Origin of the sequence: Shewanella sp. NFH-SH190041 (genome assembly GCF_024363255.1) — a bacterium.
GTDB lineage: Bacteria > Pseudomonadota > Gammaproteobacteria > Enterobacterales > Shewanellaceae > Shewanella.
Genome location: NZ_AP026070.1, coordinates 2,213,500 through 2,236,966, shown reverse-complemented (window position 1 = coordinate 2,236,966; position 23,467 = coordinate 2,213,500). Strand labels below are relative to the sequence as shown.

Here is a 23,467-nt window from a genome sequence, read left to right as displayed (position 1 = left end):
CTAAAACAGAGATGTGGTGTGGATGATGAAAATGAGATCTATCTATCACTTTGGTAATAGTTAATGTTGGTGCTAAATTAGTGGCTTGTAATTTGCTTTGGTGGTATTTTGTATTAAGTGTTTGATATTATTGAATTATATATTTTATTTTGAATTATTTTATTTTTTGGATAATTCTGTCGTCTTGCCTCTAGGAGACAGTTGAGATATTCAATTGTTGGTATTTTGTTTGAGATTGAAATAAATTTTTTCGCTAAAATAGCGCTTTATTTCTCTCAACTCTCCCCATGTTTTGCATGTATTTTAACCGTGTTAAGGAATCAGCAGATGGCGAAAGAGGGTAGTGTTGCCCCAAAAGAACGGATAAATATTAAATATGTTCCGGCTACAGATGGTGTTCAAGCTGAAATTGAGCTGCCACTTAAATTGATGGTACTAGGTGACTTTAAAGGTCATGCAGAAGAGACGCCTATTGAAGAACGTTCAGCTGTTTCTGTTGATAAAAACAATTTCTCGTCTGTCATGAAGGAAAGTGAGCTTTCGTTATCAACTTCTGTTCCTAATGTTTTAACTGATGAAGCGGATCAAACTCTTGCCGTAAATTTATCATTTCAATCTTTGGATGATTTTTCGCCTGAATCGATTGCTTGTCAAGTTCCAGAATTGAGCAAATTGATTGAACTGCGTGAGGCTCTGGTGGCATTGAAAGGGCCTCTAGGCAATATCCCGGCATTTCGGTCACGGTTGCAAGAACTGCTATCCAGTGAGGCATCCCGCGAAAAATTACTCAGTGAATTGCAGTTACTCGGTGAAGGTAATTCACCCGCTGCAGAATAAGCTGCTATCAATAGAAGGTTTACGAAATGTCAGAACAGTTACAGGCTCTTGATTCATCCACCGTTGCTCAGGGGAGTTTATTGGATGAAATTATGGCGCAGACCCGTATGGCGCCTAATGAAGAAGGTTACGACGTTGCGAAAAAAGGTGTAGCCGCCTTTATTGAAAACTTACTTGGTAGCAACAAAACTGCAGAGCAGGTTAATAAATTTCTGGTTGACCAAATGTTGGTTGAGCTAGATAAAAAAATCAGTGCTCAGATGGATTCTATTTTACATTGCGATGCAGTGCAGCAAATGGAATCGGCTTGGCGCGGCTTGAAATTATTAGTTGATCGCACTGATTTTCGGGAAAACATCAAAATTGAAGTGCTCCATGCGACTAAGCAGGAATTGTTGGATGATTTTGAGTTTGCTCCAGAAACCTCACAGTCTGGTCTCTATAAGCATGTATATTCTTCCGGCTATGGGCAGTTTGGTGGTGAGCCTGTTGCAGCCATGATTGCTAATTATGCTTTTTCTCCATCTACGCCAGATATGAAACTGTTGCAATATGCTGGGGCCGTTGGGGCAATGGCTCACGCTCCTTTTATTTCTGCGGTAGCGCCGGAATTTTTTGGTATTGACTCTTTTGAAGAGTTACCGAATTTGAAGGATTTGTCTGCAACATTTGAAAGCCCTCGTTATACTAAATGGCGAGCTCTTCGTGAATCTGAAGATGCCCGTTATATTGGTTTGACTGCGCCCCGTTTCTTATTACGGGTACCTTATGACCCAATAGAAAATCCGGTGCGTACTTTTAACTATCAGGAGAATGTTAGTGATTCTCATGACAGTTATTTGTGGGGAAATACCGCATTTGCTATGGGTTCTCGTCTAACTGATAGTTTTGCTAAATTCCGCTGGTGTCCAAATATTATTGGCCCACAAAGTGGTGGTGCAGTTGATGATTTACCCGTGCACTTGTTTGAGTCAATGGGCGCGTTGCAGGCTAAGATTCCGACCGAAGTGTTGGTAACAGACCGTAAGGAGTTTGAACTGGCCGAAGAAGGGTTTATTTCTCTGACAATGCGCAAAGGTAGCGATAATGCAGCCTTCTTCTCAGCTAATTCTATCCAGAAGCCAAAGATTTTCCCTAACACTAAAGAGGGTAAAGAAGCAGAAACTAATTATCGGTTGGGGACACAACTACCATATCTGATGATTGTTAACCGTTTGGCTCATTACATCAAGGTGTTACAACGTGAGCAAATTGGTGCTTGGAAAGAACGTCAGGATCTGGAACGTGAACTAAATACTTGGATCCGTCAGTATGTCGCTGATCAGGAGAACCCTCCTGCAGATGTACGTAGTCGTCGACCTTTGAGGGCTGCTCGTGTGGAAGTCAGGGATGTTGACGGCAATCCTGGTTGGTATCAGGTATCTTTATCTGTCAGACCCCATTTTAAATATATGGGCGCTAACTTTGAATTGTCTCTAGTCGGCCGTTTGGATCAAGCTTAATTTATGAGCTGCTCATCAATTGGTGACAGCACATTTAGCGTCAGTCTGTTCGAGAGACTCGAGGCTGACGCACCGATTTTACATCCTAGTTTAGAACCTGACTGGGATGCGGTGCTGAATTCCATTAAACGCAATATTACCCATTTACTCAATACTCGCCAGGGGGAAGCACAAAGTGCACCGCAGCTAGGATTGATTGATTTTAATGATGCTGCGTTAACTGCCCGTGATATGGCACTGACTATCCGTCGGGCAATTAGACATTGTTTGTTAACTTATGAACCTAGAATAAGTGATGTTGAGATTAATATTGTCTCTGATAGCAGTACATTATTGGGGATGAGGTTCCAACTTTTAGCAATGATAAATATTGCAGCATTAGTGCAACCAGTGGAAATTGATTTACTGCTAGACAGTAATAAAAAATATAGAGTGGTTTAGGTGTCCAATAATCATTATTTTCGTGATGAATTAGCCTTTCTTAGAGAGCAAGGTGTTGAGTTTGCAAATATTTATCCGCAACTTAGCCGCTTTCTTAATAGTCGTAATACTGATCCAGATGTGGAGCGGTTATTGGAAGGTTTTGCCTTTTTAACTGGGCGATTACGAGAAAAAGTGGAAGATGAATTTCCTGAACTAACCCATTCTATTATCAATATGCTATGGCCTAATTATTTACGGCCAGTTCCCAGTATGTGTATGGTGCAATTTTCGCCTTATATAAAAGCAATTAGTAGTCGGCAAACTATTGCTCAAGGAACACAATTAGATTCACTGCCTGTATCCGATACTGTTTGTCATTTTAGAACTTGTCGGGATATCGATATATATCCACTTGTTCGTGACAAAGTCAGTACCACGCATACGAGAGAATCATCGCAAATCGATGTTAAGTTGCTGTTATTTGGAGAACAACAGGTCGGGCAGATTGATTTAAAATCTCTGCGTTTTTTTCTTGGCGGTGACCCTCACAGTGCCAGAATGCTGTACTTGTGGCTAAATCATTACCTCGAGCGAATTGAAGTGGTAACTGCGCACAGAGTTGTAACATTACCACCTAATAGTTTTAGGGCTGTGGGTTTTGATACGGGTGATGCTATCTTGCCTTATCCCAGAAATGTGTATGAAGGATATCGCATTATTCAAGAGTATCTTTCGTTTCCTGATGCATTTTTATTTTTTGACCTTCGCAATTTGGGACAATACGTTGCCGTTGATACTCAAGGTAGCTTTAGCCTGAGGTTTCGTTTTACTAAAAATTTACCGGCAGATGTACGGGTTAGAGACAATAGTTTTGAGTTGTATTGTAGCCCTGCAATTAATCTATTTGAGCATGATGCAGATCCTATTGATCTAAATGGCTTGCATGCGGAGTATAAAATTACTCCATCTTGTCGACAGCCAGCACATTATGAAGTGTTTAGTGTAAATCAGGTTCAAGGTTGGCAAGAAAACCATATTGGGCGTATTCGAGGACAAGTTAGAAATTATACGCCATTTGAAAGTTTCCAACATGAAATCGAACGTACACGCCACCGGCAATCACTTTATTTTCGGGTACGGGTCAAAGACAGCCTCCAAAATGATGGTTTTGAGCACTTTATTTCTTTTGTGCGAGGTGATGAAACACAGTGTATTGGTTTCAGTGAAGCGGTATCTCTGCAACTGACTTGCACAAATCGAGCAGTGCCTTTGTTATTAGGCAAAGGGGATATTGCGGTACCAACTGATGGTTCTCCAGCGTATGCCGAGTTCAGTAATATCACTGAACCAACGGCACCGCTTCGACCTGTTTTAGATGGTTCTTTGCTATGGATGTTAATTTCAAATCTTTCATTGAATTATCTGTCGTTACTATCAAAAGATGCCTTAAGTGCGGTATTGCGAGCTTATGATTTTCGCGCGTTGGTTGATCGTCAGGCAGAAAAAATTTCTCGTCATAGGTTACAGGGGATTTTGGATATCAAGTCAGAGCCGGTACAACGTCTGATAAAAGGGTTACCTGTCAGAGGATTAAGCTCTGTTATTACGTTGTCACAATCTGCGTTGGGCTCAGAGGGAGAACTGTATTTATTTGGTAGTGTATTGAGCCGATTTTTCTCATTGTATGCCAGCATTAACTCATTTCATGAGTTGGTTGTGATAAATGCGGATAACCAAGAGCGCTATACATGGGGCATTCAGACTGGTCAGCAGCCTCTGATTTAATCTTGCCAGATATAAGTAATACTGGAGTTGTCCTTATGACTGTTGACCAATCTAATGTCAGATTGCCTAACAATGTGACTGAATATCATTTTTTTCAGTTAGTTGAGTTATTGCAGCAATTACTTGGGCAGGACCCCGAGGATGCTGATGGGGATTTGAATAGCCGATTGATATTTAGCTCGGATCCTAGCCTTGGATTTGCGAGCAGTGATGTGTCGGTTTTATCTGAACTCAATGATGGTCGGTTAAAATTAGAAGCGAGTTTTTTAGGGTTAAATGGTGCCCATTCTCCTTTACCTGGTTTTATGCTTGAGCAAATTGCCAATGAAGGTGAGCAAGGGCTTAGACGTCATTTTCTCGATTTTTTTAATCACAGGCTACTGTCGCTGCTTTATAGCATTTGGCGAAAATATCGTTATTACTTACGTTTTAGAGCTGATGCGCAAGATGGTTTTTCTGCTCAGTTATTTGCTTTGGTTGGACTGGCTGACGAAAACTTGCGGGGAGAGACCCCGATAAACTGGTGCAAAATGTTGTCTTATGCAGGGATGTTGGCAGGAAGAAGCCGGTCTCCTCAGGTTGTTTCAGGGATTATTGCCCATTGTTTTGATTTACAGGATGTCAGCATTCGACAATGGGAGTTACGACAAGTGCCTATTCCGGCTTCGCAACAATTATGCCTAGGGAAAGCTAATGCTTGTCTTGGGGAGGATACGGTGATTGGTTCTCAGGTGGCTGATCGGATGGGTAAGTTTGTGATTTGCCTAAGGGGACTTTCACTGACCCGGTTTGGTGATTTTTTGCCTACAGGGCGAGAGCATCAACCACTATTAACGCTGGTGCAATTTATTCTTCGGGAACAAATGGCTTTTGATTTAGAGCTGGAGCTTAATCCAGATGAGGCTAAACCCATGCAGCTTAATTCTTCTCAACCTGTTTCTTTAGGCTGGTCATCTTTTACTGGTGAGAGTCAACATAATCGCTGCGTACGTATTCAAATCAGACAATAAAAGTTCGTCACATGAATTATTTCAATCAACATTCAGCTGCTGAAGCAGAAACACAATATTTGACTTTAGTGGTTACTAATACCCAGTTATTGGAGCCGGGATTATCAGCTACTCATCGCTTTGATGAAAGTGGTGGGACTATCGGTGCGGCAGTGGGGGACACTTGGGAACTGCGGGATAATGCAGGAAAAATTAATCAGTCTCATGCCCGTATAGTTATGGCTGATGGTTATTTTTGTCTCAATGATAGCAGTGGTGCTTGTTATCTCAATGGCGCGACAATTCCGGTGGGATATCAACGCCTAGTTAGATTAAATGATAAAGATGTAATTTTAATCGGTCCTTACCTGTTACGGGTACATTTCAGTACATTGGGAGAAAGTTTTAGCTGGAATCAATCTGGTCTGGAACAGGTTTTTCCTAGTGACAATGAGTTTAATAATATTGGTACAGAGCTTAATGATAGCTGGAAAAAAACAGCTCCAGAAATGGCTGTTGATGATCCTTTAATTGCTTTGGATGCCATTAAGTCTGAGATGCAATCGGCGGATCTTGACAAAAATAACTCACCATTGGGACAGCAAGAACTCATGCAGCAGACAGACTATTTATTGGCAAAAGATCAAAACTGGCAAGGGCAATGTAAAACAGTCCATGCGGACAGTGAACACGACATGAATTCTGCTATCGCAATGAAAAAGACGTTGATTGAGGAAAGAAACCCAATGGATGATAACACGCTGGCACATCTTGAAGCAGAGTTAAAAAGTCAATACCCCAAATATGACTATGATGAAATAAGCTTAACTGGTCAACCAACAGAGGGAAACCATTTACTGACGACACCATTATTACGAGGGTTAGGTACTCAAGTTGGTCATTCAGAAAATATGGTTGAAATGCAAGCGCTGGCTGAGGAAATAGGTGCGTCTCTTCAATCGGCTATTAAAGGGCTATTGGCATTACATCAGCAAGTGAAAGATAGCCGCTATGGCATGATGAATAAAAATCTGCAGCCTATTGAAGACAATCCTTTACGTTTGGGCTTGCCTTACGACGATACTGTACAAACGATGTTTGATAGCCAACGTAGTGCGGTTCATCTGTCAGCACCTTCAGCTATTAGCGAAAGTCTGAATAATGTTCGGCATCACAATGAAGCGGTTTTGGTTGCGACAACAGAGGCGTTAGGGCAAATTTTGCACGCATTTTCTCCTGATTTACTCATGCGACGTTTCTCTGCTTATCGGCGGCCTGGTCAGTTATTGCCTGAGTCAACAGATGCTTGGGCTTGGAATATGTATAAAAGTTATTTCTCTGAATTAACATCTGGTCGTCAAAAAGGATTTGAAAAATTGTTCTGGGAAATATTTGATCAGGCATATGATCGAACATTACGGGCGAAACAGCAGCAGGAGTAGTAAGGTGTTTAAATTTTTGATTAGCATCTTACTATTATCTTCCCTTTCTGGCTGTAGTACTTGGGGTAATAACTTATGGAGTAATTCATCGTCATTACCTACTGTTGTGACTTACAGTATGTATGCGACAGATAGTATTAATCCCAATATGAGTGGTAATGCAACTCCGGTGGAGTTTCAAGTATTTGAGCTATCAGATGACTCAATGTTTCTTTCTGCAGGATTTGACCAATTGGTTGATGATGCAAAAGCGGCATTAAAAAGTAATTATGTGGATCATCGAGATTATGTGTTATCTCCAGGCCAATTCAAATTTATTGAGCCATTTAAATTAGACAGTGAAACGTTTTATATCGGAGTAATGGCTAGATACGCTAACCCTGATATCAGTGATTGGAAAAAGGTGATTAAGGTATTACCTGTTGATCATCGATACCATTTATTTCTGTATTTAGATGGCAATCAAGTTGAGTTAAAAAAGGTAGAGTGATGGTAACTAGAAATCGAGTTGTTTGGAATGAAGGTTTATTTATTAAGCCTCAACATTTTCAACAGCAACAACGCAATTTGGAATATTTTCTGGATGAACGGATTACAGCTGTTAGTCGTTACCTTTATGGCATAACTGAGATCACCCTAAACCCTGAATATTTGAGTTTTGGACGTATTGCACTGGAAAGCGCCGCTGGGATTATGCCAGATGGTACGGTATTTCGTTTACCTCAGGAAGATACGCTACCGGATGCACTTGAAATCTCAGACAGTTCATTGGCAAACCAAATTGTTTATTTAGCAGTAGCATTGCGCAGTGATGCCATGACGGAAGTTGACTGGCCGGATGCACCTGGTTCTGGCCGTTATAATATGGCTTCACAAGAAGTTCGTGATATTCATTCACCGCAGGGTAATACGACAGATATTCAAGTCAGCCCCGTGAAATTAAAGTTAATGCTGGACAAAGAGGACCGTAGTGCATACGCCGCTATCCCTATTGCCCGTATTTTAGAAAAAAGACCTGATGGTAGTGTGTTATTGGATCCTCATTTTATTCCCTGCCATTTAAATGTGCGTGGAGTTGCATTTTTACATCGTTTTGTTGGTGAAATGGCGGGGTTAATGCGGGAACGAGCCCGTAATATTGCTCAACGTATTGGTTCGCCAAGTCAGGGCGGCGTTGCCGACGTTGCTGATTTTATGTTGCTGCAATCATTAAATCGAATGCAACCTCAGTTGCAGCATTTAGCACTATTACGCAGCTTACATCCTGAGCGATTATATGAAGCATTGAGTGCCATGTGTGGAGAGTTGGCGACTTTTACAGATGAAAGTCGTATGGCACCTGAATTTAATGGTTATCAACATGATATGCCAGGTGATGTATTTCTTACCCTTATGAATATGTTGCGTCAGTTTCTTAGCATTGTATTGGAGCCTCGCGCAGTATCAATTCAATTGGATAGACGTCGCTATGGACTTATGGTGGCTCCACTACAGGATAAATCTCTATTACGGGATGCCGATTTTATTTTAGCGGTACGAGCCAGAATGCCAATGGAGGATTTACGCCGTCTATTCGTACAACAAACTAAAGTGGCTTCAGCTGAGAAAATCCGTGAGCTGATCTCTTTACAATTGCCAGGTGTACCGCTTTCACCTTTACCGGTTGCTCCACGACAATTGCCTTACCATGCGGGTTATACCTACTACCAGTTGGATAAAAACAGTGCGGCGTGGAGTATGTTGGCCAATGCAAGTGGATTTGCTTTTCATGTTGCTGGTGAGTTTCCGGATCTTGATGTGCAGTTTTGGGCAATAAGGAATTAATTGATGGCTGAAATGCAAGATGATGTTCCTGAACGGCGTCACTTTGATGACTTGTTATTTGATGAGGTACGCAATATTGATGCGGATCAGGATTATTGGTTCAAATTGCGTGGAGGCAGTATCAATTTATTAATTGATGCTGCTTCGCCTTTGATTGGAATGGCGCTAAGAATTCGTTCTTTATCTCATTGTGACAATGTAGAACTGGTCTATAAACAGGCGGTTGAAGAGGTTAAAGCGATTGAACTTGAACTGGGTGAAAATGGCTATGAGCATGCTGTGATTTTAGCTTATCGCTATGTGCTGTGTTCTTTTGTTGATGAGGCTGTAATGAATACCTCATGGGGTGCGGATTGTATTTGGGCTGAACATTCATTATTGACCCGTTTTCATAATGAAACTTGGGGCGGAGAAAAAGTATTTACTATCTTGTCTCGCTTATTGGGCGATCCTGAACGCTACCGACAACTGCTGGAATTTATTTTCTTATGCCTGTGCTTGGGTTTTGAAGGTCGTTATCGAGTGATGGACAATGGACGGGAAGAATATGAGCGAGTAGTTAGCCAGTTACACCAAACATTACGCAGGTTGGATGATAATCGGGCAACAGCATTAACCTCAGCAACTAAACATGTTATTGCGACCAAATATAGACTTGGAAAACAACTGCCTGTTTGGACTATTTTTGTTTTCTTTTTTAGTGTATTAGTCGGGGTGTTTATTACCTATTCCATCTTACTCAGCACTAAATCTGCCAGTGTAATAGAGCAACTAAACCAAATTTTACAACAATAGGTGATATTGTGATTCACATAGAACTTTCAGCACTTATCAACAAGTTAAATAGTCAGACCCGATTAGCGTTGGAACAAGCCGGGGCTCTGAGTATTAGCCGACAAAATTCAGAGGTGACGTTTGAACATCTCTTATGTGCGCTGTTAGATAATCCTTTGTCAGATGTTCGGACTTTAATTAAACAAACAGACCTTGAGTTTGAAACGGTTCGGTTACAAACCCATAAGGCGCTCAGCCAGGAAAGTCATCATAGTACGACTCCGGTTTTTTCCCCGCTATTGGTTGAATTACTTCAGGATGCTTGGCTATTAAGTTCGACGGAGTTTAGCCAAACGGAGTTACGCTCTGGGGTAATATTTATTGCAGCGTTAATGCGCGCTGATCGCTATTTACCAATGAATCTTGTGCAATTATTTGAAGTATTCAATCGAGAGACGTTGCGCAGAAATTTTGATGGTTTAACCGCTGAATCAGCGGAAAGTCCGTTGTTAGAAAATAAGCAAGATAACATTGCAGAGCAATATATCGCTGACACAGCATTAGGACGTTTTTGTACCAACTTTACAGCTTTGGCAAAACAAGGTGAATTAGATCCTGTACTGTGTCGGGATGAAGAAATTAATTTGATGATCGATATTCTTAGTCGTCGTCGAAAAAACAATCCTATTGCAGTAGGGGAAGCGGGGGTAGGGAAAAGTGCCATTGTTGAAGGATTGGCGCAGCGAATTGTAACTGGTCAAGTACCTGATGCATTACAGAATGTGGATTTGTGGTCGCTAGATTTAGGTTTGTTGCAAGCAGGTGCATCAGTTAAAGGAGAATTTGAAAAACGACTGAAAGCAATTATAGATGAGGTTAAGTCTTCTCCCATCCCGATTATTTTGTTTATTGATGAAGCCCATACATTGATTGGTGCTGGCAACCAAGAGGGGGGCGGGGATGCTGCTAATTTATTGAAACCTGCATTGGCCAGGGGGGAATTGCGTACCATAGCAGCAACTACTTGGAAAGAATACAAAAAGTACTTTGAAAAAGATCCTGCTCTGAGTCGGCGTTTTCAGTTAGTTAAATTGAATGAGCCAACGCCTGAACAAGCTGAAAATATTCTGCGTGGGTTGCATCGTGTTTATGAAGCGGCTCATCAGGTATTAATCAATGATCAGGCTCTTAAGGCGGCAGCCCAATTATCTGCTAGGTATATATCCGGTAGGCAATTACCGGATAAAGCGATTGATGTACTCGATACGGCCTGCGCGCGGGTTGCGATTAATCTTAGTGCTCCGCCTAGGTGTTTAACTGCGTTAACTTCAGCTTCTATTCAACGTCAACAGGAAATTGCGTTATTACAACGTCAAATTAATCTTGGTTTAGAGGTTGATGATGAACATCTGACTAACCTTAAACAGGCAGAATTGGATTGTGAGCAAGAGCAAGCTTATTTGAATAATGCTTGGCAACAGCAAAAAAGTATTGTGACGCAAATTATTGCTGCGCGGCAGCCACTATTAGCAGATGACACTATTGATGAAGATGTTATTGCAACGCATAAACTACGTTTAGCGGCTCTTTATGAAGAGTTAGCCGCTATCCCCTATGACCAGAGGCTTATTTATCCAGAAGTGGATGCTCAACAAATTGCTGAAGTTATTGGAGATTGGACTGGAGTACCGGTGGATCAGATGAACTCTGATGAGTTACACCGAATTACTCATTTACCTGAGTTATTAGCAGTACAAATAAAAGGACAGGAGCCAGCGTTATCACGTATCCATCAACATTTGTTGACAGCTAGAGCCGATCTTCGTCGCCCAGGACGTCCTAAAGGGGCATTTTTGTTGGTAGGCCCAAGCGGCGTTGGAAAGACCGAAACTGTAGTACAGATTGCGGAGTTACTTTATGGTGGCAAACAGTTTCTGACAACGATCAATATGTCTGAATACCAAGAAAAGCATACGGTATCTCGTTTGATTGGTTCACCTCCAGGATATGTTGGCTATGGCGAAGGCGGAATATTGACAGAAGCTATTCGTAAAATGCCTTATTCAGTCGTATTGCTTGATGAAGTAGAAAAAGCGCATCCTGAAGTATTGAATTTATTCTATCAGGCTTTTGATAAAGGGGAGCTAGCTGATGGTGAAGGCAGGTTAATTGATTGTCAGAATGTGGTGTTTTTCTTAACCTCTAATTTAGGCTATCAAACTATAGTTGACTATGCTGCAACTCCGAATGTTTTGGAGGAGAAACTATATCCAGAGTTAGCCGCTTTCTTTAAACCGGCATTACTGGCCCGGATGGAGATTATTCCTTATTTACCCCTAACTGAAACCATATTGATGGAGATTATTGTTGGGAAATTGTCTCGATTAGAGCAATTATTATCACAGCGTTATCGTACTGAAGTCGATATTGAACCTACTTTAGTAGATGAAATTCTGCGACGGGCAACGCGTTCTGAAAATGGCGCCAGAATGTTAGAGGCTATTATTGAAGGACAAATGTTACCACCGGTATCTCTGGCATTACTTAACAAAATGGCCTTGCAAGAGGATGTTAGTTTTATCCGGTTAAGTGTAAAAGCAAATACATTTTGTGCAGAGGTGAAATAACGTTATGTTTTCCTACTTTTATTTTGTAGGTAAGACAGGTGTATTACGCTCAATACTGGCTAAGATGAGTGCATTTTCTTTACTATTTTGCATTCTACCAGTTTCTGCGAACGCTGATTATGAGTCGGCAAAAATACAGCACTGCACCTCTATACCGGCACGACTTGAGCGATTAGCTTGTTTTGATGCTTTATTTCATACCCCTGTTGCGCCTGGGTTATCAGATGGACATAGTTTACTTCACTCTCCTACCTGGCAGCGGGCGGTGAATAGTGAATCTAGAGGTTCTGAACAGTCTGGATTCTCTCTACATTATGCTAACCGGAATGATCTTGGCGCAGATATTTGGATGACTGCGAAAGCTCATCAATCTAACAGTAAAGCGGCTGTTATTCTGATGTTGAGCTGCATTGATGGTATTAGTCGAGTTGAATTGGCTTTACCAAATGCCTCGGATGCAGGCAAAGCGCAAATTACAATTAATGGTGCGCGTGGTATTACTCGAGACTGGCTTAGTGATGATCAAGGCATGGTTTTTCAGAGCGCTCGGGGGTTACCAGCAATTGATATCATCCGGGTATTGATGTCGTCGCCGTCAGTCACATTGAGATCTGATCTTCAGCTTATTGATAAGCTAAAGTTTGATACTAGTAATTTACGCAGGGATATTACTCCTTTGCGAAAAGCATGTCGGTGGTAGAACTGCTTAATGGATACTAAAACTTATCGCGCTAAAGTTTGTCGACCAATTATTGGTGATAACCCGGCAGGTCAACGTCTAATAGAAGACAATTTACTTGATTTTGTCGATAGTCAAATGATGAAGGTGGGGTCGTTAGCTCATGGGGATGTTCAATGGCAAGAAACTGAACATGCAGCTTTAACATTGCTCGAGACTAAAACCAAGGATGTAAAACTGCTGGCTAATTTGCTGCAATGTATCCAGCATACCCCCTATCCGGAACATTTCATTTTATCGATATCGGTGTTGGCCGATTTTATTCAGGAATATTGGGATATTTGTTATCCCGCACCAGGGCCAAGAGGAGTCCTGCCTCGACGTCGATTTTATACTCAAATCATGCAACGAACAGCCTCTGCGGCAGGAAAGCTTGAACCAGACCAAATGAGCAGTGAATGGCGTTCTGAGTTAGAAATTGCTTTGCAGAGACTTAGTGATATTGCGGATGAAAATGGACTTTCCCAAGAGGGTATTGCAGAGGTTAAATCTGCGCTGCGACCAATATTATCTCGGGTTCAAGTTCAGCCTCAACCAGCGGTTGCTCAACCTAGCCACCCAGCAGGAAATCGTCAGTCTAGTGGCTCTGTTGTGCCTCAGGCTGTATCTGCTTCATTAACTATTCCTGCAATTGATGGTTCTAATGACAGAACAATTAAGCAATCTTTATTAAAAGTGGCTGATATTTTGTCAGAACTGAATGATGGAATCAGTTTGTCATTAAGGCTAAGACGATATGCTATTTGGTATGGGATTTCTGCAGCCCCAGATGCTAATGAAAAAGGTGAAACCCCATTAATGCCTGTCTCTGCTGATCGTATTGCTGAATATGAAGAGCAATTTCGGCGTGGAGCTGATTATGCACTTTGGCGGCGCGTTGAACAAAGTTTATCTGTTGCGCCTTATTGGTTGGATGGTCACTTTTTGAGTTTTAAGATTGCAGAAAACTTAGGTAATACTCTATGGGCTACAGCAATTACTGAAGAAGCTCGATCATTTATTTCTCGACTTCCGCAATTGCTTGATTTGAGTTTTCAGGGAGGGATCCCGTTTGCTTCTGAGCAGACAAAACATTGGCTGTGTAACAACACTGATACACAATCAACAGTACAATCTAGTGGTGACTGGGATAGTCGCCGTCAGGACGCATTTGAATTAGCGGAGACTGGAGGATTATCTGTGGCAATGGCCATGTTAAATGATGGACTGAAACATGCCAGCGAACCCAGAGATCAATTCTATTGGCGTTTATTATCAGCTGACGTTTTGCGTCACCATAAGTTAACTGCGTTTTCTCAGGAACAATATCGTTGTTTATTACAGCAAGCTGAAAATACCGAACTCAGAGATTGGGAACCTGCTTTAATGCAGCAGTTACTCACATTTTCCCAAAACGATTAAGTGCAGGAATAACAATGCATGTTTAGTAAGTTATTTGATTATTTCAAAGATATTCTGCCACAAGCATCTAAGGCATATACAGGGTTTAAAAACGTTATTCCAGTATTATTACTGGTAATATTTATATTATTGAATGTGGCTATTTGGTGGGCCGGTCCTTGGTTGAAGATTGATGATCAACAACCTTTGACATCTCTAAGCGCTCGGGCGATAACGAGTGTCATTTTCTCTCTTAGTAGTATTGCAGTTTGGGGGGTATTACAGTGGAGAAAATTGCATGGTTTTATAGAGGAAAAACAACACGAAAAACAACTAGAAAATGATCCAATCCAACGACTTGAAGAGCGTCAAGAAGTTGAGTTGAATCAAGTTATGCAAGGGCTAAAGAAGAGTATTAATAAGCATAATTATTTATATGCTTTACCTTGGTATTTAGTTCTAGGACTTGAAAATGCTGGTAAAACTAGCTTGATTAATCGTTCTGGACATAATTTTGTTTTTTCTTCAGTTATGCGAGCAACCGGGCAAAAGAGCGAAAATCCTTATTCTTTTGATTGGTGGATTGGGAATGATTCAGTTTTAATTGATCCTGATGGGGAACTGTTGACTCAACAGGCAACGAATCAAGATAGCAATGGTGAAACTGAACGTCGGTTATGGTTGCATTTTATTCACTGGCTAGAAAAGACACGTAGTCGTCGTCCGTTAAATGGTGTTGTTATCGCGTTAGATATCGCGCATTTGGCAACAGCAAGTACCAGTGAACGTAAAGCTTATGCAAGTTTAATGCGTGCCCGATTGCGGGAACTGATGGAAATGTTATCTACACGGTTACCAGTTTATATTACACTGACAAAATTAGATTTATTACAAGGATTTGAGCCATTTTTCCGACACTATAGCAAAGCAGAGCGAGATGATGTTCTCGGATTTACTTTTTCGTTGGGAACACTGAATGAGCTGGATCATTGGTTAAAAGAATTTGACCAAGATTTTGTACAGTTCATCACCCAAATAAATAGTATGCTGCCAGAAGTGATGATGCAGGGGTACAGTGCTGTTGAACGAACCGCCATTTATAGTTTCAGTCGACAAATAGCTGGATTACATGATGTTTTGAAACAGTTCTTGTTTGAAGCATTTAGCAGTGATCAGTTTTCGACTTCGCCTTTGGTTCGGGGTGTATATTTTTCTTCGGTTTTTCAACAGGGGGTACCTACAGATGCATTTGTGGATTCAGCAGCAAGACGTTATGGTTTGTCACAATCACTCAACAATGCCCAAAATGCAGAAAATTCCACGACCTTTTTTACTGAAAAACTGTTTACCAAGGTGATATATCCTGAGGCAGGGTTGGCTTCTGATAATTTCAGAGTTGCTCGTAATAAAAGACGAGTTATGCTGTTATCAGCGGTTGCTTGTAGTATTGCTACGACATTATTAATTGTCAGCTGGCATCGTTTTTATTTAAAAAATTCTCATCAAGAAGATGCAGTGCTCACTAAAGTAAATGATTATCGAGATCATTATAGTGCTGGCATATATCTAGATAAAGGTAGTGATATCCTTAAGCCATTAAATACTATTCGTGACGCTACTTTAGAGTTTGGTTTTTTCCATGAAAAATCCAGATATATTTCCGATTTAGGGCTTTACCAAGGACACAGAATCGGTCCAGATGTGGAGAGAACTTATCTTAATTTATTGGAATTTCGATTTTTACCTGCATTAATAAAAACTGTTGTCGCAGATTTGGTTAATGCAAAGAGTGATGAGGCTCGGTTAGAAGCATTAAGAGTTTACCGTATGCTTACGGATAAAAATGGCCGTAGTGCAGGATTGGTAAAGCAGTATTTTGCTCAAAAATGGCAGATTAATTATACAGGAGATAAAGAAACCCAAAATAGATTGATGCAACATTTGGATTATGCCTTGCAGCATACAGATTTACAGAAAGAGAGAGCCTCAGGAAACCGTGAAGCTAAAGCTGTTATGAGTCCTTTTGACGCATTGATAAAAAAAGCTCAAGCTAGTCTGAATGAAATGCCAATTGAAGAAAGAGTATACCGTAATTTAAAGCAATCATCATCAGAGACTCTTGGTGCACCATTAAATTTAAAAACTAATATTGGGCCGATGTTTAACCTGATATTTAAGCAACGTTCAGGGCACAGTAATGATATTTTAGTGCCAAGAATGCTAACACGTCGTGGCTTTGAAACATATTTTATGCCGAAATCAGATTCAGTTGCCGAATTAGCATTATTGGATAGTTGGGTATTAGGACAATCTGATTCTGTAAATTTTTCAGCGGAAGATAAGCAGGCTCTGCGAGATAAAATTCGAAGTCTCTATGTGGCCGATTATGCAGATACTTGGCGTAAGGCTATGAATAGCTTTGATATTAAATATTTTCCTGATATCAACAGTGCTGTTATGGTGCTTGATAATATAACAGGGAATATGCAGCCTCTTACACGGTTATTAACGGAAGTTACTGATAATACATTACTATTCCCGCCATTACCTAAGGATGATGCTGCAAGAGAAGCGTTAATGACATCTCCTCGGTATAAAGTTGCAGCTATGGTAGATAATCAATTTCCGGCATTAAACCGTCTCGTGCGTGATGATAGTGGTAAACCCGTGTACCTTAATGAAGTCAATGATGCGATTGCACAGTTACAGTCTTATATGAAAGCTATCAATGATGCTCCAGATGTTGGTCGGGCTGCATTGGAGGCGACTAAGGCCAGAGTTAATTTAAAGAACGCTGATCCTATATATGTTCTAGAACGGGTTGCAGAAGGAATGCCTGCACCTTTTCAGGGAATGCTAAAAAAATTGGCTACTGAAAGTTGGTATGTTGTTCGACAGGAGGCAATTCGCTATCTAGAGGTTCGTTGGGAAAAAGATGTTTATGCTTTTTACCATGAAAAATTAGCCTCACGTTATCCATTTTCTCCTAAGGCGACTCAAGATGTGTCATTAGAAGATTTTGAGACTTTTTTTGCACCTGATGGAATACTTAATACTTTTTATCGGGATAATCTTAAAATTTTTATACAAGACACGGGAGATTTTGCTGGATCTTCTGAGAATCAAGCATTAATAAGACCAGAAGTATTGCATCAGTTAAAATTAGAGCAAGAGTTACAACAGGCATTTTTTAATCGTAAAGGAATCTTGAATGTGGAGTTCAGTCTGGAGCCTTTAGAAATGAGTGCTAATAAACGCCGTAGCATCATTAATATTGATGGACAAACGATTGAATATAATCATGGGCCAAGAAGAAATGCCGGTTTAGTTTGGCCAAATACTTTACGAGAAGGCTGTAGTAGTAAATTAACATTAGTGCCAAATGCACGCAATCAATCTCCAAGAAGTATTGATATTCAAGGTCCGTGGGCTTTTTTCAGATTATTGGATAAAGGTCAAGTTGTGGGATCTACTAGCAGTAGCGTAGATTATAGATTTGATGTAGATAATGGAAGGATTTTATATCGTTTACACACTGATTCAGATATCAATCCATTTACATCTTCTTTGTTTAGGTCATTTAATTTACCACGTTCACTTTATTAATGATGTAGGGACGCTGTTGCGTCCCTTTTAATGGAAGCAGATAGTGACACAATTATTTATTTATGAAATGAAAAATTTTCAAATAAACTCTGATGAAGCACAATTACGTGATAGTGATGAGTATCAACAAATCCGTAGCGAGATCAATCGCCGCTTTAATCCATTAGCTGGGGTGACAGATTGGGAACGGGTAAAATTATTATGTGAAAAATTAGCTTGTAACCATGGTGTCGATCTGCTTGTTTCGATCTATTTTACAGTGGCGAGCGTGAAGACCCAAGGCTTACAAGGTTTAGCTAATGGATTAGAGTTGCAAAGTGCTGTGCTAAGTTGTGATTCTACTTCGACTTTACCATCTAGTCGGATAACTGAGTTATATCAGTGGATGTTGGAGCGGATTGGGCATGAAATAAAATCGTTGCGGCCAGGACATAGTCAGCTTAGAGAATTGTATCGTTGTGAAAGAGCTCTACAATTAATTGATTCACAATTAACCTTATTGAGCTCTGGTAATATTCCAGCATTAGATTCGCTTGGATTTACTCTATTTGAGCATATTGATAAATTAGAAACAACACAATCAATCTCGATGGTAACAAAAGTAGAAAAATCACCGATTGTAAAGTGGCTAGGAATTGCAATATTACTAGGCGTTATACTTGGAATAGGATTTTCTGTATTAATTCAACTTTTTCAGCATTATTATCATCAACCTTTAGAATCTATTATTACTAAATCATATAGTCCAAATGTTTTTTATTCATCTACAGGTTTATCTCTACATGAGAAACCTTCAATAGAATTATTAGAGAAATATCGACCAGAGTTAATTGAGTTTTATACATCAACAATTAAAAGGCTAGTGATAGAGCCTTATCAGTCCCCCTCTCGTGTACTGGCATTGTCAACAACTTTAACTAAATTTTACCCTAATGATAGTCAGGTGAAATTATTAGCTAAAACTGTAGAGAAATGGAACAATAAATACTCTAATGAATTTATCAGACTTTCTGAACGATTTACTGATGCCAGAACACATATTGCGAACTTAGAGTTATTTTTGGAAAAGGGTGATATCACAAAAGCCATTTCTCAGGCAAAATATTTAGATCAATATGCTGAGAGTCTTTCTCCACTGTTAAGTCGAATGCTTTATATCGAGTCTCTGATAAAAAAGAAAAATAACATATTAGCGAAACAGGAACTAACTAAGTTAGATATGCAACTTATCTCACTATTATTAGAGAAGTCTCGGCTTGAAAATATTATTTTACAGCATCAGTAGTTATTATCAATTTTAGTGTGATTGGTTACTAGCTAAGGTAATTTATAACTGATTTTAATGTATTAAATTTTATCTAAATTACGGTAGACTAAGTTGTTTGTTACATCATTGAATAATATTTTAGTGGAATGATATATTAATATGGCAAAAGCAATTAAATTAGGGGATATAGATACTGGGCATGAAGGGTTCCCTCCAACTCCGGTTATTACTGCATCATCTACTGTCATCTGTGAAGGTCGGCCGATGGCTCGAAAAGGTGACATGTTATTACCACACACATTACCGCCAGCTCCACCTCACCCCCGTAGTATTAAAGATGGCTCGACATCAGTCTTTATTGATGGGAAACCAGCAGCTAGAAGTGGAGATGGGGTCAGTTGTGGAGGGACATTGATTGGTGCCGGCACGGTTAATATTGGTTAAATTATGATTAAATTGACGAGATATTCGGTAGCCCTCCCTTTTTAACTGCTGTTAAAAAATGTATTAGTTTCGACTAGAACTGACACAGCCTCTTGAAAGATAGAGAGTTACCCGTTTTGATAAAGGTGCTTAATCTTTGTTTAAAACTAAAGGTAACTTTCTATGTTTGATAGTAATAATTCAATAATCAAACACAAAACCGGATTACTTAATCTTGCTCAAGCGCTCGGAATGTGTCTAAAGCCTGTAAGGTCACGAGATACGTTTTACCGCTATCAGAGGCTCGTTGAAGAAGGGATGTGATGTCCTAATCAATCGCTTTCTGCAGACCCCCAATTACAAAACTCGTGTCGATGAACAGATCGAAAATGCTGTCACTGATTGTACGATTGAGTATCCGACCCACAGTTAAACACGAACCAGCAATGAAGTTCGTAAAAAGGGTATATTTGTCTCTGCCAGTGGGGTGAGCTCAATCTGGTTAAGACGACATGGACTCAAGAACTTAAAATCGCATCTACGGGCTCTGGGAGCCATGGTAGAAGCTGAAGGCATCATTCTTTCGGATGTATGTGATGGCCGCTCCTCCCACAAACGGCGGTATAATGCGCAGCCCGTGATCATTATGTTCAGGCTGTGACCATTGTGACCATCTCAAGCAGGGTTAAGGTCATTTCTGTTGGTTTTATAAAGCTTTACATTATCTATGCTAATGCAACTGAAACACTTTGGGCACAGTTTTGTATCAGGAAGAATGGCTTGTTTGGTCACGTATTTGTATAACGAAGGCAAGAGCAGTGTTTTATGATTCCTGCGAACATTTACTTGCGGGCGAGAGTTTGCGACGTTTGAAATCGTATTTTACGTAATCTAAGTTTTTTTAGCTTGCTGGTGAGTTATTTTTGTGTGCGGTCACACTTTGGTCACATTGAGGACCCGTAGTGAGTTTTTTCTGATTTATTTGTACTACCTCGTTATCCAGGTCCGTTTAAAACGGTGGTTTAAAAAAGCAGTTTTTAGGCGTTTTGATTAGAGATTTTCTATGGTAAGAGGAGGTGAGAGTGATAAAACAGTTAGCAAAAATGTTAGTTCGAAGGAATAAACTTAAACAGCTGATTATATTGGGATATTTTAGTTGAATTGGTTGCGGGAGCCGGATTTGAACCGACGACCTTCGGGTTATGAGCCCGACGAGCTACCATGCTGCTCCATCCCGCGCCTGGATGATGATTATCAGTTTTATTTCGTGAAAGGAAAATTGGTACACCCGAGTGGACTCGAACCACCGACCCCTACCATGTCAAGGTAGTGCTCTAACCAGCTGAGCTACGGGTGTATAACGTTAATTGCTTAACGTGTTCACGTTGGCGAAACTGCTGTGCCGTTGGAACGGGGGCTATATTAAAGGCGTTAGCCTTGATGTTGCAAGGAAAAATTCGATTATTGTGCATCAACTGGCTGATTGCTGAGCAGGTTGGCCGGTCGATGCACGATATGTTGCTTATTGCGGCAGTCTGTCTTCGATAACGTCGAGAACAATATGATTTTTTTGTATATATCTTAATCGGATGGCAAACATAATGGCGGCAGACGTTAGGCCAATAATAAAGCCCGTCCAGAATCCGTATGCTCCCATAGGGGCAACAATCCAGTCGGTATATGCCAATGTGTACCCTAGTCCTAATCCGATAGGCCAATATGACAGCAAAGTAATATAAAATGCACTGCGGGTATCTTTATATCCTCGAAGTGCGCCTGCTGCGACCACTTGAATGGAATCTGATAATTGGTATAACGCTGCTAGCAGCATCAAGCTCCCGGCCAGAGAAACAACCTCTGGGTTGGTGTTATACAACATGGCAATTTGGTGGCGCAGTGCAATAGTCAGGATTGCGGTGACGGCGGCCAATGAAAATGACAATCCGAGCCCCACTTTTGCGGCCTTGGCGGCAATATCCCATTGATTACGGCCAAGGTAATAGCCGACCCGAATAGACACCGCGATACCGATCGATAATGGCAACATAAACACGATAGAAGAGAAGTTCAGCGCGATTTGATGCCCCGCAACCACCACAGAGCCCAATGGCGCGAGTAATAGCGCGATAACAGCAAATAGGCTGACTTCGAAAAACATCGACATGGCGACCGGCATGCCAAGCTTAGTCATATCCCACATAGTCGCGCGGTGTGGCCGATGAAAATGGTGGAATAACTCAAGTTGGGCGAAACGCTTATGCCAAATGACATAGAGCGTCATGGCGATAAACATGGCCCAAAATACCAGTGCTGTAGCAACGCCGCAGCCAGCACCACCCATGGCAGGCATACCAAAGTGACCGTATATCAGAATATAGTTAGCTGGAATGTTAACGGCCAAGCCGACAAAACCAATCACCATGGTTGGCAGGGTATATGAGATCCCCTCAGCACAGCCGCGTAGTACTTGATACAGTACAAATGCCGGAGCGCCCCACATGATGCCATTGATGTAGCCGGTGGTCAGCGTTTGTAGATGTGGTTCCAAATCCATTAATTTCAGGATGAAGGGCGCAGAACTTAAAAACAGCATGACGCCAGCACAACCGATTATGGCAATATAAGCAGCCTGTTGTGCCAGCGGTGCGATGGCCTTGGGATGATCGGCACCATGGTGGTGGGCATACATTGGGGTGAATGCCATTAATAACCCTTGAACAAACAAAATTGCCGGTAACCAAAGACTGGTGCCGATAGCCACGGCAGCCAAATCAACTTCACTGACCCTGCCGGCCATGACAGTATCGATAAATCCCATCATGGTCTGGGTAACCTGGGCAATGAGCACGGGCAGTGCTAATTGAATAAGCCGCTTGGCCTGAAAACCCGTATGATTCATGAAAAACCTTATATAACAAAGCGAGTAATGGAAAATGTTTACTGGTATCGTGCAAGCCGCATGTGACGTGGTGGCAATACAAAAAAGAGCTGGATTACATACCCTAGAAGTGGCTCTGCCTGCGAGATTGCAGGATGGACTGACGACAGGTGCCAGTGTGGCGAATAATGGTGTATGTTTGACAGTCACCCGGCTGGCGAATGATAGAGTGTTTTTTGATGTGATGGAAGAGACCCTGAGCTTGACCAATCTCTCAGATTTACAAGTTGGTAGCCAGGTTAATATTGAACGTTCATTAACCTTTGGTAGCGAAATTGGCGGCCATATTCTATCTGGTCATATTCATACTACTGCAAAGGTTGATGCGGTTTCCCACACCGATGAACACTATGACTTGACTTTATCTGTCGCGGCAAAGTGGATGCCTTATATCCTTTACAAAGGATTTATCGGGGTCAATGGGTGCAGCTTGACTATTGGTCGCGTGGAGGGAAATACCTTTATGCTGCATTTGATCCCTGAAACGTTGAAATTGACCAATTTGGGACAGGTCGTCCCAGGCAGTTTGCTTAATATTGAAATCGACAGCCAAACTCAAGCGATTGTTGATACTGTTGAGCGGGTATTAGCTCAGCGAGCGGCACAACAAAACTAAACCTTTATTGCAAACTTGGCATTTCTATCTTGTTGTCATCGCTTGGGTGTTTAAGGGGATATTATCCGTCTTCAACCTAGCTAATGCTCTAGTGACTATACCAACTCTTAAGTCAGCAGTATTTGGTGCTATAACGAGGTTAGTGGTTGTGAGGCGCTGTTGGCTTTTCAAGTTTGTTTTGCAGGGATTCGAGGGGGGTATACAGGGCTGCAACCTTGATATGTCGATAACGCAGCAGTATGGCCCCCTAAAAAAGCTAGACGAAGGCGGCAGTGAACAGCGTTTTACCTTCATA

The 23,467-nt window shown here is 41.1% G+C and carries 17 protein-coding genes, 2 tRNA genes and 1 pseudogene; 17 read left to right on the top strand and 3 right to left on the bottom strand.

Annotation, left to right across the window (positions count from 1 at the left end; genetic code table 11):
- The first annotated feature begins 201 nt into the window (after nt 1-201).
- The 16 genes and pseudogenes from tssB to NFHSH190041_RS09750 all read left to right on the top strand — a co-directional run.
- Nucleotides 202-837 (top strand): type VI secretion system contractile sheath small subunit, encoded by a 636-nt coding sequence (gene tssB / locus NFHSH190041_RS09825; RefSeq protein WP_261921699.1) that lies wholly within the window; start codon nt 202-204, stop codon nt 835-837.
- 26 nt (nt 838-863) lie between these two features.
- The gene (tssC, locus tag NFHSH190041_RS09820) at nt 864-2,339 is read left to right on the top strand and encodes a type VI secretion system contractile sheath large subunit (RefSeq protein ID WP_261921698.1); all 1,476 of its coding nucleotides are present in this window, start codon (nt 864-866) and stop codon (nt 2,337-2,339) included.
- A gap of 3 nt (nt 2,340-2,342) precedes the next feature.
- Nucleotides 2,343-2,780 carry a type VI secretion system baseplate subunit TssE gene (gene tssE / locus NFHSH190041_RS09815; protein WP_261921697.1) on the top strand — a complete coding sequence of 146 codons (438 nt, stop codon included), beginning with the start codon at nt 2,343-2,345 and terminating at the stop codon, nt 2,778-2,780.
- Nucleotides 2,781-4,547 carry a type VI secretion system baseplate subunit TssF gene (gene tssF / locus NFHSH190041_RS09810; RefSeq protein ID WP_261921696.1) on the top strand — a complete coding sequence of 589 codons (1,767 nt, stop codon included), beginning with the start codon at nt 2,781-2,783 and terminating at the stop codon, nt 4,545-4,547. It abuts the gene before it with no gap.
- 35 nt (nt 4,548-4,582) lie between these two features.
- Nucleotides 4,583-5,557, top strand: coding sequence for a type VI secretion system baseplate subunit TssG (tssG, locus tag NFHSH190041_RS09805; protein ID WP_261921695.1), 975 nt, complete (start codon nt 4,583-4,585; stop codon nt 5,555-5,557).
- A gap of 11 nt (nt 5,558-5,568) precedes the next feature.
- Complete coding sequence (gene tagH, locus NFHSH190041_RS09800; protein WP_261921694.1) at nt 5,569-6,978, top strand: type VI secretion system-associated FHA domain protein TagH; 1,410 nt, start codon at nt 5,569-5,571, stop codon at nt 6,976-6,978.
- A 4-nt stretch (nt 6,979-6,982) separates the two neighbouring features.
- Entirely contained in the window at nt 6,983-7,468 is a 486-nt protein-coding gene (gene tssJ, locus NFHSH190041_RS09795) for a type VI secretion system lipoprotein TssJ (protein ID WP_261921693.1), read from the top strand.
- A complete protein-coding gene (gene tssK / locus NFHSH190041_RS09790) occupies nt 7,468-8,802 on the top strand; it encodes a type VI secretion system baseplate subunit TssK (RefSeq protein WP_261921692.1) in 1,335 nt (444 codons plus the stop codon). The genes tssJ and tssK overlap by 1 nt, the downstream gene beginning before the upstream one ends.
- Before the next feature lie 3 nt (nt 8,803-8,805).
- Nucleotides 8,806-9,597 (top strand): type IVB secretion system protein IcmH/DotU, encoded by a 792-nt coding sequence (icmH, locus tag NFHSH190041_RS09785; protein ID WP_315972936.1) that lies wholly within the window; start codon nt 8,806-8,808, stop codon nt 9,595-9,597.
- Between the two features lie 8 nt (nt 9,598-9,605).
- Entirely contained in the window at nt 9,606-12,203 is a 2,598-nt protein-coding gene (tssH, locus tag NFHSH190041_RS09780) for a type VI secretion system ATPase TssH (protein WP_261921691.1), read from the top strand.
- A 4-nt stretch (nt 12,204-12,207) separates the two neighbouring features.
- Nucleotides 12,208-12,903 carry a type VI secretion system-associated protein VasI gene (gene vasI, locus NFHSH190041_RS09775; RefSeq protein WP_261921690.1) on the top strand — a complete coding sequence of 232 codons (696 nt, stop codon included), beginning with the start codon at nt 12,208-12,210 and terminating at the stop codon, nt 12,901-12,903.
- A 9-nt stretch (nt 12,904-12,912) separates the two neighbouring features.
- Nucleotides 12,913-14,343 carry a type VI secretion system protein TssA gene (gene tssA / locus NFHSH190041_RS09770; RefSeq protein WP_261921689.1) on the top strand — a complete coding sequence of 477 codons (1,431 nt, stop codon included), beginning with the start codon at nt 12,913-12,915 and terminating at the stop codon, nt 14,341-14,343.
- Between the two features lie 18 nt (nt 14,344-14,361).
- Nucleotides 14,362-17,928, top strand: coding sequence for a type VI secretion system membrane subunit TssM (tssM, locus tag NFHSH190041_RS09765; RefSeq protein WP_261921688.1), 3,567 nt, complete (start codon nt 14,362-14,364; stop codon nt 17,926-17,928).
- Between the two features lie 43 nt (nt 17,929-17,971).
- Nucleotides 17,972-19,213 (top strand): type VI secretion system ImpA family N-terminal domain-containing protein, encoded by a 1,242-nt coding sequence (locus NFHSH190041_RS09760; protein WP_261921687.1) that lies wholly within the window; start codon nt 17,972-17,974, stop codon nt 19,211-19,213.
- A gap of 141 nt (nt 19,214-19,354) precedes the next feature.
- A complete protein-coding gene (locus NFHSH190041_RS09755) occupies nt 19,355-19,639 on the top strand; it encodes a type VI secretion system PAAR protein (protein ID WP_261921686.1) in 285 nt (94 codons plus the stop codon).
- Nucleotides 19,640-19,801: 162 nt separating this feature from the next.
- Nucleotides 19,802-20,207, top strand: a pseudogene (locus NFHSH190041_RS09750) (IS481 family transposase); the annotation flags it as partial.
- A gap of 573 nt (nt 20,208-20,780) precedes the next feature.
- Here NFHSH190041_RS09750 and NFHSH190041_RS09745 read toward each other — a convergent pair.
- The 3 genes from NFHSH190041_RS09745 to NFHSH190041_RS09735 all read right to left on the bottom strand — a co-directional run bounded on the left by NFHSH190041_RS09745 (nt 20,781) and on the right by NFHSH190041_RS09735 (nt 22,517).
- Nucleotides 20,781-20,857 (bottom strand) — tRNA-Met (locus tag NFHSH190041_RS09745).
- A 41-nt stretch (nt 20,858-20,898) separates the two neighbouring features.
- Nucleotides 20,899-20,975 (bottom strand) — tRNA-Val (locus NFHSH190041_RS09740).
- A 165-nt stretch (nt 20,976-21,140) separates the two neighbouring features.
- Nucleotides 21,141-22,517 (bottom strand): MATE family efflux transporter, encoded by a 1,377-nt coding sequence (locus NFHSH190041_RS09735; RefSeq protein WP_261921685.1) that lies wholly within the window; start codon nt 22,515-22,517, stop codon nt 21,141-21,143.
- Between the two features lie 34 nt (nt 22,518-22,551).
- On the opposite strand from NFHSH190041_RS09735, the gene NFHSH190041_RS09730 reads away from it, so the two are divergent.
- A complete protein-coding gene (locus NFHSH190041_RS09730; protein WP_261921684.1) occupies nt 22,552-23,172 on the top strand; it encodes a riboflavin synthase subunit alpha in 621 nt (206 codons plus the stop codon).
- Nucleotides 23,173-23,467: the final 295 nt, after the last annotated feature.